The organism is Companilactobacillus sp. HBUAS56275, from assembly GCF_036913655.1.
Taxonomy (GTDB): domain Bacteria; phylum Bacillota; class Bacilli; order Lactobacillales; family Lactobacillaceae; genus Companilactobacillus; species Companilactobacillus pullicola.
Genome location: NZ_JAYKKK010000004.1, coordinates 200,608 through 216,106, shown reverse-complemented (window position 1 = coordinate 216,106; position 15,499 = coordinate 200,608). Strand labels below are relative to the sequence as shown.

General features: G+C 37.6%; 11 protein-coding genes. 9 read left to right on the top strand and 2 right to left on the bottom strand.

The annotated features are described in order from the left end of the window. Positions 1-93: 93 nt before the first annotated feature. The 5 genes from U8526_RS09460 (at position 94) to U8526_RS09440 (ending at position 4,711) form a co-directional block, all read left to right on the top strand. Positions 94-1,995 carry a heavy metal translocating P-type ATPase gene (locus tag U8526_RS09460; protein ID WP_334341714.1) on the top strand — a complete coding sequence of 634 codons (1,902 nt, stop codon included), beginning with the start codon at positions 94-96 and terminating at the stop codon, positions 1,993-1,995. Between the two features lie 145 nt (positions 1,996-2,140). Next, positions 2,141-2,371 (top strand): heavy-metal-associated domain-containing protein, encoded by a 231-nt coding sequence (locus U8526_RS09455; RefSeq protein ID WP_025085558.1) that lies wholly within the window; start codon positions 2,141-2,143, stop codon positions 2,369-2,371. Then, positions 2,371-2,925 carry a ferritin-like domain-containing protein gene (locus U8526_RS09450; protein WP_334341713.1) on the top strand — a complete coding sequence of 185 codons (555 nt, stop codon included), beginning with the start codon at positions 2,371-2,373 and terminating at the stop codon, positions 2,923-2,925. The genes U8526_RS09455 and U8526_RS09450 overlap by 1 nt, the downstream gene beginning before the upstream one ends. Before the next feature lie 13 nt (positions 2,926-2,938). After that, complete coding sequence (locus U8526_RS09445; RefSeq protein ID WP_334341712.1) at positions 2,939-3,625, top strand: Crp/Fnr family transcriptional regulator; 687 nt, start codon at positions 2,939-2,941, stop codon at positions 3,623-3,625. Positions 3,626-3,949: 324 nt separating this feature from the next. Next, a complete protein-coding gene (locus U8526_RS09440) occupies positions 3,950-4,711 on the top strand; it encodes a formate/nitrite transporter family protein (RefSeq protein ID WP_334341711.1) in 762 nt (253 codons plus the stop codon). Positions 4,712-4,762: 51 nt separating this feature from the next. Here U8526_RS09440 and U8526_RS09435 read toward each other — a convergent pair whose 3' ends face one another. Continuing rightward, positions 4,763-6,784 carry a urocanate hydratase gene (locus U8526_RS09435; protein ID WP_334341710.1) on the bottom strand — a complete coding sequence of 674 codons (2,022 nt, stop codon included), beginning with the start codon at positions 6,782-6,784 and terminating at the stop codon, positions 4,763-4,765. 201 nt (positions 6,785-6,985) lie between these two features. On the opposite strand from U8526_RS09435, the gene hutI reads away from it, so the two are divergent. Both hutI and U8526_RS09425 read left to right on the top strand, forming a co-directional pair. Then, complete coding sequence (gene hutI / locus U8526_RS09430) at positions 6,986-8,275, top strand: imidazolonepropionase (protein ID WP_334341709.1); 1,290 nt, start codon at positions 6,986-6,988, stop codon at positions 8,273-8,275. A 426-nt stretch (positions 8,276-8,701) separates the two neighbouring features. Next, positions 8,702-11,734, top strand: a complete 3,033-nt coding sequence (locus U8526_RS09425; protein WP_334341708.1) for an AAA family ATPase — start codon at positions 8,702-8,704, stop codon at positions 11,732-11,734. Positions 11,735-11,950: 216 nt separating this feature from the next. On the opposite strand, the gene glmL is transcribed toward U8526_RS09425, so the two are convergent. Then, positions 11,951-13,330, bottom strand: coding sequence for a methylaspartate mutase accessory protein GlmL (gene glmL / locus U8526_RS09420; RefSeq protein ID WP_334341707.1), 1,380 nt, complete (start codon positions 13,328-13,330; stop codon positions 11,951-11,953). A gap of 624 nt (positions 13,331-13,954) precedes the next feature. Between glmL and ftcD the strand changes: the two genes are divergently transcribed. Beyond that, positions 13,955-14,854 (top strand): glutamate formimidoyltransferase, encoded by a 900-nt coding sequence (ftcD, locus tag U8526_RS09415; protein WP_334341706.1) that lies wholly within the window; start codon positions 13,955-13,957, stop codon positions 14,852-14,854. A gap of 10 nt (positions 14,855-14,864) precedes the next feature. Next, the gene (locus U8526_RS09410; RefSeq protein WP_334341705.1) at positions 14,865-15,491 is read left to right on the top strand and encodes a cyclodeaminase/cyclohydrolase family protein; all 627 of its coding nucleotides are present in this window, start codon (positions 14,865-14,867) and stop codon (positions 15,489-15,491) included. Positions 15,492-15,499 lie beyond the last annotated feature (8 nt).

Below are 15,499 nucleotides of genomic sequence, written 5' to 3'. Positions count from 1 at the left end.
CGTAGTTCATTTAATGAGAGAGCGAAGCGGAGATGCTCAGCTCTGTGGAATATTTTTTAGGAAATTAGATAAATACGAGAAGGGAAAATTAAAATGAATAAATTAAACATTTGGATTCAGAAACATCAAAATAAATTGACTGCTTCAATCGCTGTTTTAATTGCTGTAAGTTTAGCTGCTAAGTTTTTAGTGAACTTACCAACAGTTAGTACAATTGCAATGATTGTTGCCAGTATTATCGGGGCGATTCCCGTGGCACTACATGCGATTTCCGCATTACAAAATAAAGTTATCAGTATCGAATTACTAGTAACAATTGCGGTTATCGGTGCTTTTATCATTGGGGAATATGAAGAATCAGCTGTTGTTACATTCCTCTTTCTCTTTGGTAATTACCTGGAACAAAAGACTTTGGAGAAGACTCGTTCTTCTGTTAAGAGTTTAACGAAGATGGCACCAACGACTGCTGAATTGGTTAACGAAGATGGTACTACTGAAGAAGTCGATGTTGACGATTTAGACGAAGGTGATCATGTTGTTGTAAAACCTGGTGGTCAAATTCCTGTCGATGGAAAAATCATCGATGGTACTGGTTATATGAATGAGGCTTCAATTACTGGTGAATCTACTCCTGTTGAAAAAAGTGTTGGTGACAGTGTCTTTGCTGGATCAATTACTGATAATGGGACAATCACTATCGAGACGACTTCTGTTGGTGAAGACACTACCTTTGGTAAAATCATCGAATTAGTTGAGGAAGCACAAGATAGTCAATCACCTGCTGCTCGTTTTATTGATAAATTTGCGACTTATTACACACCCGCTGTATTGGTCATCGGTATTCTAGTTTGGATCATCACGCAAGACTTTCCATTGGCTATTACCGTATTAGTTCTAGGATGCCCTGGTGCTTTGGTTATCGGTGCTCCTGTTTCAAACGTTGCCGGAATTGGTAATGGTGCTAAGAATGGTATTTTGATGAAGGGTGGCAATGCCGTTAATACCTTCTCACACGTTGATACTTTGGTTCTTGATAAGACCGGTACTTTGACGACCGGCAAGATGTCAGTTACTGATATAAGTAACTTTGGCAAAGATAAGAATAAAATGATGGCTTTACTTTCAGCCGTTGAAAAAACTTCAGACCATCCTTTGGGCCAAGCTATCGTGAAGTATGTTCAGGATTTAGGTGTCACAGATAAAATTGAACTGCCTGAATTAGATACAGTTAAGGGTCAAGGATTAGTTGGTCAAAATGATGATTTCAAGATTCTTGTTGGTAACGAACGTTTGATGAAAGCTAATGATGTCAAAATTTCCAAAGAACAAAGAAGAGCAATCAATGATCGCATGAACGATGGAGATTCCGTTGTTTTGATGGCTATCGATCAAGAATTACGCCTAGTTGTTGGTGTGAACGATCAATTGAGACCAGATGCTAGAGAGGGACTTCAAGCTCTAAAAGATGCTGGATTAAAGAGAATCGTTATGTTGACTGGTGATAATAAAGTTGCTGCGCAAAGAGTCGCTGAAAGATTGCCAATCGATGAGGTACACGCTGAACTATTACCTGAAGATAAAGTTGAATTCGTTAAGAAGTTTAAGGAACAAGGTAGTACCGTAGCCTTTGTTGGTGATGGTATTAACGATAGTCCATCACTAGCAACTGCTGACATCGGAATCGGTATGGGTACTGGTACGGATGTTGCTATTGAAACTTCAGATATTATTTTAGTTAAATCTAGTTTTGACGCTTTAGCACATGCCTATAAGTTATCTAAGAAGACAGTCGCTAATACAAAAGAAAATATTATTATCGCTGTGGGAACAGTTGCCTTACTATTACTCGGCTTGATCGTCGGTGTAATTCATATGGGTAGTGGAATGTTCGTTCACGAAATCAGTATTCTAGTAGTTATTTTCAACGCAATGAGATTAATTCAGAATAAATCTTCAAAACTTGATTCAAATCAAGTTCTTAAAACAGCAAACTAAGTAAGATAGTATTTGTAAGTTAGTTGAGCAAGTAATTGTCAGAGATTACTTGCGAGCTATAAGTGTTTCAACTTGGAACATTTATAGCTCGTAGGTAGTCAACGACGATACTGGCGAAGAATTAAGAAATATGGAGGAATCAATTATGGCAAAAGCAATTTTACAATTAGGTGAATTAACATGCCCATCATGTTTAACAAAGATTCAAAAGGGTGTTGAAAACCAAGATGGCGTTTCAAATGTCAAGGTTCTCTTCAACGCTGGTAAAGTTAGAGCAGATTTTGACGAAGATAAGACTTCTGCAGATCAGATTTCCAATGTAATTACAGATTTAGGATATGAAGTTAAAAAAGTTAAGGTTAAGGAGAGTAAATAATGACAGAACTAACAATCGATGAGAAGTTTGCAGCAGAACAAAAGCAAGCTGATGCAGATCACCACAAACCAACCGCAGGGGCAATGACAGGACATATCGTTTCTAATCATTTCTTGCTAAATATCAAGTTGCACCAAATCAAGTGGTTCGTTAAAGGTCCTAATGCTGAAAACTATAAAGCAGTTTTGAAACAAACAATTGATGAAAATAATGCTTGGTATGATAAGATAGCCGATGAGTTACTAGATGAGGGCGAATTACCACCTTCAACAATGAAAGAATATACTGATTATTCAATGCTTGAAGAAGACGGTAAGAACAAGTACATGAAGGCTGAAGACATGATTCAAACAGTCGTCAATGACTTTGCGACAGACAACATGTTCGTTACACGTGCTATCAAGTTAGCTGAAAACGAAGATCGTCCATTTATGGCTCAAGTTCTAGTTCAATTACTTGGCTTTAACAATCATCAAATCAGAATCTATCAAGCACTTCTAGGCAATTCAGCTAAAGAAGGCTTTGAAGAAGAAGACGATGAAGACTTCGATTAAGGAGAGATAATTAATGGCAAAATTAGCGCATGACCATACAGCAGAAGATTGTGTCGAGTTAGTTCCAATTTTTAAGACCTTGTCGCAAAAAGATATCGAGACGGTGGCTACCTTAGTTACCCATCACCACTATAAGAGTGGCGAATATATCTTTTCTGCTGGGGATGTCGCTGATTCATTGATTATTGTGGCCCATGGACAAGCCAAAGTATTTCAAATGTCCGCAAGTGGTAAGGAACAAATGCTAAGAGTCCTACAGACAGGTGATTTTGATGGGGAAGCGACACTATTCTCAGATGCCGAGCACAGTAATTTTTCCCAAGCCTTGATGGATACAGATGTGTGCCAGATATCACGCCAAGATTTCCAAAAATTAATGCAAAAGGCTCCAGCCTTGGCCGTTAATATGGTCAATGCCCTAGGACGCAGAATTGTTCAGTTAGAGCAACAGACAGCTGAAGTTACCACAGCAAGTGTTGAGAGTCGCTTAGCTAATTATCTGTTAGAAACCAGTGCTGGTTTAGATGAGGACGTCTTTACTTTGCCACTCAAGAAAAAAGATATCGCTACCTACCTTGGAACTACCCCCGAAACAATTAGTCGAAAGTTAAGTGCTTTGACTAAACAAGGTATGATTGAAAAGATTAGTAATAATAAGTTTAGAATTCTGGACGCAGATCGATTAATGATGATCGACTAGAGAGCGAAGCAGGGGCGGTCAGCTTCCGAGGATTTGCCTAAGTACTGAAATCGCACGCGTATTATGCGTGCAATTCCAGTACTGTAGCAAACCGGAAGAGGTTGCCCTCATTTCACGCGTTTCCACTATTTCGAATAGAACGAACAGTTAATTCCAAACAGACAGTAAAAATACATAAGACAAAAAATAACACAGATTATAAGAAAATCTGTGTTATTTTTATATACATTAATAACACGAACAATAATTAAATTTAAATTGACATTGTTCGTGTATTGGTGCTATCTTTAATGAAACAAATCAAAAAAGATAGGAGAATTATATATGTTTACCCCTGAGGAGATCTTAGAGAAGAGCATTAACGCTGGTGTGGGGAAGTTGAAGAAGACACTGGTTGCCAAGATGATACTGGGTTTTATCGGCGGGGCAATGATTTCCATTGGTTTCTTAGCTTATGTTAGGGTGACTGCTTCTATTCCCAAGGATTTAGCTAGTGTTAAATCTTTAGTCGGTGGATCAGTCTTTCCAATTGGTTTAATTGTCATTCTATTGGCTGGTGGTGAACTGGCTACAGGAAATATGATGGCAGTTGGAGCATCGTTTCTATCTAAAAAGGCTTCAATACTAGATTACGTAAAGAATTTATTGATAATTACCTTATTCAATTTTATCGGTGCTATTTTCGTTGCTTACTTCTTTGGACATGTGGTCGGATTGACGCATGCAGAACCATTTAAGCAAGCTGTGATCGCTGTAGCTGCCAGTAAGACTAGTGCTGGTTTTTGGCCAGCCTTTGTTTCAGGAATCGGTTGTAACTGGTTGGTGGGATTAGCAGTTTGGCTCTCCTTTGGGGCTAAAGATGCTGCTGGAAAAATTCTTGGAATCTGGTTCCCAATCATGATTTTTGTCGTTGTTGGTTTTCAACATAGTATTGCCAACTGTTTCATTATTCCGGCTGCTATTTTTGAAGGTGGTAGTACTTGGGGCCTATTTTTACAAAATTTTGTTCCAGTCTACTTAGGTAATATCATCGGCGGATTGATTTTTGTCGCTGGATTCTATTGTCTGAGTTATCAAAAAAAATAATAAGAAAAACGGGTTAATTCGAAGAGGAATTAGCCCGCTTTTTTGATGAGTTTAATTAAATAATTGATCAACGGCTGCATCAACTTTATCTTGTTCTGCAAGGTAAGGAATTGTGATGTAACTAGAACCGTTAGCTGTCTTGTTATATTCGATTGATGTTTCAATAGCATGTTCGTTTCTAGCCCAACTACGACGCGCAACTCCGCCCATAGTGTCCCAAGCGATAGCTGATTTGATGATTTCGTCGATTCTTTCGGAACCGTCTAATACTAGTCCAAATCCACCATTGATAGATTTACCAATACCAACGCCACCACCGTTGTGTAGTGCAATCATAGTCATACCACGTGCGGCATTACCGGCATAACATTGTGTTGCCATGTCCGCACAAACATTACTTCCGTCTTTGATATTTGATGTTTCACGGAATGGTGAGTCGGTACCAGAAACGTCATGGTGGTCACGACCTAACATAACTGGACCAATCTTGCCTTCACGAACTAATTCATTGAACTTCAAGGCAATGTTGATACGTCCAATACAATCTTGATAGAGGATACGTGCTTGTGTACCAACAACTAATTGATTCTTTTCAGCGTCACGAATCCAGTTGTAATTATCACGGTCTTGGTAACGTCTGTTAGGATCGATTGCACCCATAGCGGCGTGATCAGTTGCAATCAAGTCTTCATGTTTACCACTTAAGCAAACCCAACGGAATGGTCCATATCCGTAATCGAATAACATTGGTCCCATGATATCTTCAACGTATGATGGCCAGATGAAGCCGTCTTTATCGTCGATACCATTCTTAGAGATTTCTTTAACACCAGCATCGTAAACAGCTTTCATGAAAGAATTTCCATAGTCAAAGAAGTAAGTACCTTTGCTAACTAATGATTTAATAACGTTGAAGTGGCGATGGAGAGCATCATCAACTAAATCATGGAATTTAGATTTATCAGTAGCTAATAATTCAGTTCTTTCTTCGTAGTTTATACCAACAGGGCAATATCCACCTTCGTAAGCATTGTGACAAGATGTTTGGTCAGATAATAGATCGACATGAATATTATTTTTATCAATATATTCAAGTAGGTCGACGATATTTCCATGATAAGCAATAGAAGTTTTTTCTTTCTTGTCGAGATATTCTTTAGCAATGCTCATAGCTTCTTCAGGAGTTTCAGCAAGATTGCTTACCCAGCCTTGTTCCATACGAGTATCGATACGTGATTTGTCGACTTCAGCGATGATAGCCACCGCGTTAGCAATTTCACCAGCTTTTCCTTGAGCACCACTCATACCACCAAGTCCTGATGAAATAAATAGTTTGCCTTTCAAGTCGCCGTCATCAGGAATACCTAACTTGAGACGTCCGGCATTCAAGAGGGTATTGAAAGTACCGTGAACGATACCTTGAGGTCCGATGTACATCCAACCACCAGCAGTCATTTGACCGTAGTTAGTTACGCCCATTTCTTCAGCAACTTCCCAGTCGTTGATATTGTCATATTCACCAACTAATAGTCCATTAGTAATAACAACTCTTGGAGCATCTTTCTTTGATTTGAATAGTCCTAGCGGATGACCTGATTCAACAACCAAAGTTTGTTCGTCAGTCATTACTTCCAAATATTTCTTGATTAAGTGATATTGCATCCAATTAGCACAAACAGAACCAGTTTCACCATAAGTAACTAATTCATATGGGTAAAGCGCTACGTCAAAATTCAAATTGTTGTCGATCATAACTTGAATAGCTTTGGTAGCTGTACAAGTTCCTTTATATTCGTCAATTGGTTTGCCGTAAATTCTTTCTTTTGGATACCAACGGTATCCATAGATACGACCACGAGTTTTTAATTCTTCTAGGAATTCTGGAATCACGATGTCGTGATATTTAGGATTTACGTAACGTAAAGCATTCTTCAAAGCTAATTCAGTTTGAGCCTTAGTTAAACGGAAACCACGGTCAGGTGCACGTCTAATTCCTTCTTGGAAAACTGTTTTTTCTGGTAATTCATCATCGAGTTGAATAGTAATTGCTTCTTCATTCTTATAATCGATCATTATGTTAACCTCCCAGTACTCGTCTTGAATTGATCATTTAAGTGCTGCTGCAATTTGAATTATATCCACCGAAGGTCAATGGAAGGTCTATAAATATAAAAAGATTGATTTGGTTCATTTATTAAGCGCTTACAATATTTTTGACAAAAATTTGACAACTTACTATTAGAATGAGGAAAAACTAGAATTGGAGTGTTTGTGATGAAAGCAGATAAGATTCTAACTAATTTCAATCAAATTTTTAGCCCAATTGATAAGGGACATCCATTGAGAGGCTCAGAAATGAGTGAAGCCAACGTAATTGAACATGGATACATCGCTATTAAAGATGGAAAAATTTTAAAAGTTGGTTCCGGTTCCCCAGATAAAGAATTGATAGGTGACCAAACAGAAATAATTGATTATTCTGGCAAGATGGCTACTCCAGGTCTGATTGATTGCCATACGCATCTAGTCTATGGTGGCAGTCGCGAAAATGAATTTTCTAAAAAATTAAATGGAGTTCCATATCTAGATATTTTGGCTCAAGGTGGCGGAATTCTCAGCACCGTAAATTCAACGAGATCAGCAAGTTTTGACGAATTATATGCTAAAACAGAAGATCTCTTAAATGAAATGGTAATTCATGGTGTCACAACAGTTGAGGCTAAGAGTGGTTACGGCCTGAATTGGGAAACTGAAGAGAAACAGTTGAAAGTAGTTGAAAAACTCAATCAAGATCACGTAATTAGCCTAGTCTCAACATTCATGGCAGCTCATGCTATTCCTCCAGAATATAAAGGAAAATCCGATGAATTTATTGATTTAGTCATCAACGAAATGTTGCCAAAAGTTAAGGAACAACACTTAGCAGAATTTTGTGATATTTTCTGTGAAACAGGCGTCTTTACAGCAGAACAATCACGTCGTCTTTTACAAGCAGCCAAAGATCAAGGATTCAAATTAAGAATTCACGCAGACGAAATTGACTCAATTGGCGGGGTAGATGTAGCTGCAGAACTACACGCTACTAGTGCTGAGCATCTAATGATGATTACTGATGAAGGTATCGACAAATTAAGTCAGGCCCAGGTTATCGGTAATTTATTGCCCGGAACGACTTTCAGTTTGATGGAAGATACTTATGCTCCAGCTAAAAAGATGATTGAAAAAGGCATGGCAATCACACTGACAACTGACAGTAATCCCGGAAGTTGTCCAACCGCTAATCTTCAATTCATCATGCAATTGGGATGCTTCCAAATGCATCTAACTCCGATTCAAGTTCTAAATGCCGTAACAATCAACGCTGCATACTCGATTTCACGCAACGAAATGATTGGTAGTTTTGATGAAGGCAAGGATGCTGATATAACAGTCTTTGACGCTCCAAATATTGATTATCCATTCTATTTCTTCGCTACTAACTTAGTAGGCCAAGTTTACAAAGCAGGACGATTGGTTGTAAATGATCGTCAAATCGTAAAACAAGAGTCAGTAGAGTCAATTTAAAAATTGATATAGGGGATCCTTTCAAGTTTGGATAAATATGTCATTCTCCACAAAAAAGCCGATTGGTCGGAATGTAGTGATTTCACTACGGAGCCATCGGCTTTTCTAGTCTGAATTAGAATCATATGTAGGCTAAGGATGCCGTCGGTAGTAGAAAATCTGTGGGCCGCTGGAACGTGGTGGACACGGCTTGAAGCTAATAATTTTACACGAAGTGTAAAATAGTTAGCTCCGAATCGTGTCCATAGCATTCCAACAGCATTCCCAATTTTTGTGGAGGACGGGAAATTTACACTATATACGATATGTATACATGTCATATCCACGATTGAAAAGTAAGCGCTAACAAAACATGGTAGTCTTTGGGTGCTTGATAACGTAGAATTAATAAAAGATGGTATTGAATAAGCAAAAGGAGGATGAAACATGCGGAAAATTTTGAAATTTAAGTTATTTGGTAATCCTCAGATTTATCTTGAAGACGAACCAGTATTCTTTTCTTTTTCAAAAATAAATGCGTTACTTTATTATTTAGCAGTTAATCCGGTTATCAGTCGTGATGAAATTGCCGGTTTGTTGTGGCCTAATAAATCTGAACAAAGCGCTAAAAAGAACTTACGCAATACGATCTATCAAGCAAATAAAGCTTTAAATGCTGAATACATTGTTTCACCTAACAAGTCTATTCTGCAATTGAACGAAACGCTCGTTGTTCAAAGCGATGTTGCTAGCTTTATGTCGGATCCAGAAAATAATTTGGATGAGTATCAAGATGAATTTTTGAAAGGTTTCTTTTTGAAGGACTCTGATAATTTTGATCTGTGGTCGACGAAGATGGCTAATTTTTATGAACAGAAGTTTATGCAATACTGCTACCAAAAAGTACTGAATGATATCAAGTTAAAACGTTTTATCGACGTGGAAAAAAATATTCGACGTCTAATTTCCTTGGATGAGTTTGACGAACGGAATTATCAATTATTAATGCAATTTTATCAAGACCAGAATAGTAACGGTAAGGTTCTGGAAGTTTATTACGAATTATCTAGTATTCTGAATGAGGAATTAGGAATTCAGCCAAGTGAAAAGACGCGAAATATTTATGAGAAAACGTTGGAGATAGTCAACTGTGCTAAAGAACGTCAAAAAAAGAAGAACGAGTTGAAATTCTTTGGAAGGACTGATGAAATTGAACAGTTGGAAACTAATTTTGACAGTTTTCTGCACGAGAAACCTTTTCATTCCGTAGTAGTACAAGGTGAATTAGGAGTTGGAAAAACGGCTTTGTGCAAGCTGCTATTAAGCAATATGCATACTAAAATTAACTTGATTCAGGCAACTTGTTTCCAGACGGAACAGGATTTTTTCTTGCGTCCATGGCGTGATATTTTGGACCAATTGAATAAGATTTTAGAGCAGGAGAATTTAGTTAAACCGAAACATTGGCAAGAACTGTATCAAAAGTTTTTCCCGTCGTATGGTAACGAAGAACATCAAATTCCAGATCTGAAGTCTTGTAATGTTAATTGTTTATCACAAATAGTTTTGGAAGCTGTTCGTAGCTTGAAACAGGAAAGTCATGTAGTAGTTTATGTCGAAAATTTACAGTGGATGGACGATTTAAGTCTGGCATTAATGACAAGTGTGATTCTACATCAGGAATCAGTGTTATTCATTTTTCCATTGAGAAATAATTATCGTAAAGAGGTTGCCAACTTCGTCAATTCGGTAGGACATTATAATCGTTTGATGACAATCAATTTAAGACCGTTCACTTTCGATCAAAGTCTGGCATTTGTTAAACATCAGATGCCTAATAATGATTTGGATAGTCGCGTGCTACAAAGAATTTGTACGGAATCAGCGGGAAATCCACTTTTTTTAACGGAATATATAAAACAGATCCAACAAAATTTGAAAATTAATTACTTACCTCAAAAAATCAAAGAAGAATTAGAATTTTCTATTATCAATATTTCAGATATTCAAAGAAGAATTTTGCAGATAATCTCCTTCTTCCGCACGGCCGCACCCGTATATATGCTAAAAAGTCTGCTTGATATGTCGGATGGCGATATGGTCGATGGTATCTATGATTTGGAACGACAAGGTGTTCTGCAAGAATTCATTATTGCGGACGATATCAGTGTTCAGTTTTGTCAAAAGAAACTTCAAGAATACATTTACAGTGAGCAAGCTCCGTCACGGATACGGGTTATTCATGAGGAAATAGCACAATTGTTAGAAAAGCAAGTGGAAAATGAGAGCGATGAAGAATTACTGTCACGCATTGCATATCACTACAATTTGGCTAATCAGGAATTGAAATCGTTAGATTACGAATTGTCGTATTTGCAAATAACATTGAAGTTTCAACATGAGCTTTTCCCAATTTATAATGAAAGTCGCGAAAATTTGGTAGATATGCAGCCAATAGAGTTTGAACATGAATTTGAACGGTTCAAAAAAGTTGGTCAACGTATGAAGGCAATCGAACATCAGTATGAAGGTTCTAGCGATTATCAACACTTATTGATGAAATATTTATATTTGGAAGGCAGGTACCTGATTAATCGTGGTAATTATGGTCAAGGAATCAATAATATTCAACGCGTAATTGTTAAGGCCAAGAATTATCATAATGATCGTTATTTGGTCAAAGGCTATCGTCAAATGATTTATTACTACATTCAGACTGATAATGCCACCGATATGGAAAATTATATTGACCTAGCTATGGATATTTCCATAAAATCTAATGATCATGAATCCATTGGAATATTGTTGCGATTGAAGGGCCTGTATAATTTGATGATTGGCAATTTGGATGAAGCCGAAGAGTTGTCACGAGAGTCAATTACGATTTTTTCAATTTCCAATGATAGTAAAGAAAAGTATTCCAGCAATATCGCTGCTGCCTACGATTATTTAGCGGAAATTCAACGACTAAAGGAAAATTATGCACAGGCAGTTATTTATCAGAAAAAGGCTATTCAGCTTTGTGAAGAAATAGGTCTTAATAATAGTTTAGTTATTTTCTATGTGGATATGGGTGTTTCATTGTTCGCCAAAAGGGAATATGAAGCAGCTATGAGTTACTTTAAGAAAGCCAACAAACTTTATGCCAACCTGACTTCACCTTGGAAGAGAACCCAATTGAATGTTTATCAAGCTTTGATTGAGTTGAAGAATGGTAATTTGGATAATGTGGTGAACTATTTCATCATTGTGAACGAGCAATTAGAAAATATTACCAATCCTCGTGATATGGGGTTAATTTATCTGTTAAGAGCTATTGTTAAGCATTTATTAGCTGTAAAAGCTATTCAGAATGAGGATTTGGAAAGAATGTTGCAGCAGAGTGAAGAATTCTATTTTGAAAAAGCTCAAGACAATCTGAATCAATATCGTGATGTTTATGAATTGAAGTATTTGGATGAGATATTCGCTACGGTGTAGGGTACGTGCGAAGTATCCCGTCTTCCGCAAAAAAATCTGTGGGCCACTGAGGGCCCACAGATTTTTTACTCCAGACTAAATTCTGCTTTTATACAAAATAGCGTCTATTCAGAATTCCCACGAAAGTATAGTGGAGTTCTGAATAGACGCTATTATTTTTAATTTAAAATATAAATTTCAATAGAATTAAGATTTTGGAGGACGGGACTTTAAACACTAAATAAGTGCTTCTTTCAACAGTTTCAAAGCGGCCTCAGGATATTTCTGTGAAAGGATTCCTAATGTAGAAATCAAGTATTGCTTATCAACTAAACATTTTGGGTCTGTGGGTTTCAAGATGTCTTCTTCTACTTGGAAGGAGGCCTTTAAGATTTTAACGGGGTCATCGTTATGAACAATAACGCCGCCAGTACCGATAACGGTGTGGAATTGACGTAGGTCTTTACCGGTTTGATAGTAGACCATTCGATTGTCTGAATGTTGTTTTCTTAATCGACCGGCGTGTCGTTCCATTGCAAAGTCGGCTGCGACTAGTGCTAAATTATTATCAAAGTATTTTTCTCGGTCAGTCGGTGCTATATAGTCAGCTTGGCCGGTTCTAGTTGAGCAGGCTGATTCTATATCTTCAATTGTCCAATCGGGGCCCAACTGTGTTTGGAATTCGGCAAGACCTTTGCTTTTAACTAGGCTTCGAGCGGAAGAGCGCATGCCCAGATCTCCTTCAACGGTTCGTTTAAGATAAGGCTCGGCTAAGCCTTCAAAGAAGGTGTCGTCAGTCTTTGGTAGGCCATTTCCTACTGAATGGATATCCGTTGTGGCTCCACCAATATCGACGATCATTAAGGGTCCGATGCCTTTTTCAGATTCAGTACCTTCGGCTAAAAGATGGGCTGCCTTGAGAACGGCTGTTGGAGTAGGGATGATGGGTAAAGTACTGTGTTGAGCTACGTCACTGATACCCTCTGTTTGAATGATTTTTTTCATAAAAATTTCTTGAGCAATCGTTCTGACGGGTACCGGATTGAGGACGTTAACGGAAGGCATAACATTTTCGGTGTAATAAACTTTTATCTTGGGATTAGTGAAGATCTGTTTAATTTCGGAGACGGCATCCTGATTTCCAGCGTACAAAATTACACCGTGATCCAAAATTCTATTGAGGACAGAGGCATTATCGCAGGTAATATCATGATTGCCGCCGTCAGTGCCACCAGTTAACAAGATGACGTCAGGATCGGCGTCTCTGATCTCTTCAACTTGAGCATCTTTGAGACGATAATAGTAAGTTTTTAAAATTCTTGTGCCCGCACCTAAGGCAGCACGTTGAGCGGCCTGAGCAGTCAGAGTGGCTGTTAGTCCAATAGCGACCATTCGAAAACCACCCCAAGCGGACGAACAAAAATATTCTTCAATAGGTTGATCAGTTTCAATCTGTTGGAGGATTTTTTCTTTGCCCTGAGAATAACAGTTTATTAGATTTTTTTGACTATCTGTTGGTAAAGTAACCCGACCTACGATTTTAACAGAATCTAGATCAACAGCCGTGAATTTGGAATAGGTACTTCCGAAGTCAATCATCAAAGCTATTTTTGACATTTTTTATCCCTCCTGAAAAGCAATTCTTTAAGAAAATCAAAGATTAGAAAAAATTAATTTAACTTATGATTTTTCTAATAAAGATATCTATTTATCGTCAAATTTTGTTAGAGCTAGGAATCTTGAGAATTTGGAGAACAAAAATTGAATTTGACAGAAATCACTAGTTTTTCTCGATATAACCTAAAAAGTTCCATATTTACTGATATTAAAGAGATTTGGAGAAAAATAAGTGAATCACTGTTAAAGCAAGTCCCTCAATCAAAACATTGTGAATCCGTTTCCAAAGTCATTTTAATTATAAAGGTTATAGTCAAATTTGTGTCAAAAAATTAAGACGGTCATTTTTTTCGCAAGTGACTTCACAAGTTTTCATTTTGACGTTTAAAAAATCGATTTATTAGAATTGCTGTTTCTCTTGTCGCACAAGGGATTGACGGGTATGGAGTCAGATGATAAGCTGATTACGAAAAAATGAAAGCGCTAACTAGATGCTTGCTGCTGCCGCTGTGAAAAATATTTCACCGGGTATCTTTTTAGGTTAGAGTCCATTTAATTGATTCTGGAGCTATGTTTTTTCACCATGTTTTTTTAAATAAAGAATAAAAATACGAGGTGTTTGAAATGGCAAAATTGATCGAATGTATTCCAAATTTTAGTGAGGGACAAAACCAAGAAGTAATTGATGGTTTAGTCAAAGTTGCTAAAAGTGTACCAGGCGTTAACTTGTTTGATTATTCATCTGACAAGAATCACAACCGTAGTGTTTTCACTTTGGTTGGAGATGAGGACGGTATCCAAGAAGTTGCTTTCCAATTAGTTAAGTATGCTAGTGAACATATTGATATGACTCAACATCACGGCGAACATCCACGTATGGGTGCAACCGACGTTGTTCCATTCGTTCCTATCAAAGATGTCAGCGTGGAAGAATGTGTAGAAATTTCTAAAAAAGTTGCTAAGAGAATCAATGATGAATTGCATATTCCAATTTTCTTATATGAAGATTCAGCATCTAATCCAATGCGTAAGAATCTTGCCAAAGTTAGAAAAGGTCAATTCGAAGGTATGCCTGAAAAACTTCAAGAAAAAGATTGGGCACCTGATTATGGTGAAAGACAAATACATCCAACAGCCGGAGTTACAGCAGTTGGTGCACGTATGCCATTAGTAGCATTCAACGTTAATTTGGATACAGACGATGTTGCTATCGCCAAAAAGATTGCTAAGATCATCCGTGGTTCAAGTGGTGGTTACAAGTATTGTAAGGGTATCGGTATCATGCTTGAAGACCGCAACATCGCTCAAGTCTCCATGAACATGGTCAATTTTGAAGGTACACCACTTTACAGAACTTTCGAAACAATCAAATTTGAAGCTAAGAGATATGGTGTAAATGTTATCGGTAGTGAAGTTATCGGTTTAACACCAGCTAAGGCCTTGGTAGATTGTGCTGAGTATTATCTCCAAGTTGAAGATTTCGATTATCAAAAACAAGTTCTAGAAAATCACTTATTAGGCTAAGGAGAACAAGATGAAACTGACAGACATGAAGGTAAATGAGTTTATGAATGTCCTCGGTTCAGACGAACCGGCACCAGGCGGCGGGTCAGCTTCTGCTCTAGCTGGATCGATGGGAATATCATTAACCAAAATGGTTACAGAATTGACTATCGGCAAAAAGAAATACGCTGACTATGAGGATCTCGTGCAAGAAACTCAACAAAAAGCACAAGCATTGCAACAAGAATTGTTAGAGGACATTGATAAAGATACAGAAGCTTTTAACGTTGTTTCCGCAGTCTTTTCAATGCCAAAAGATACACCAGAAGAGAAAGCAAAACGTTCTGAAGCTCTTCAAAAAGCTTTGCAAGGAGCCGCTGTTTCACCATATGAAATGATGGAGACTTGTGTGGAAGCTTTAAGAGTTACAGAAAAAATCGTTGGCAAATCAAATACTAATGCAGCCAGTGATCTTGGCGTTGCTGCTTTAAATCTTAAATCAGGACTACAAGGGTCATGGTTGAACGTTCTAATTAACTTATCAAGCATTAAGAATCAAGATTTCATTGCTGAATATAAGGAAAAAGGGACGGCTTTATTACAAGAAGGTTCGCAATTAGCAGATGACATTTATAACGAAATTCTAAAAACTATCTAGAAAAGGGG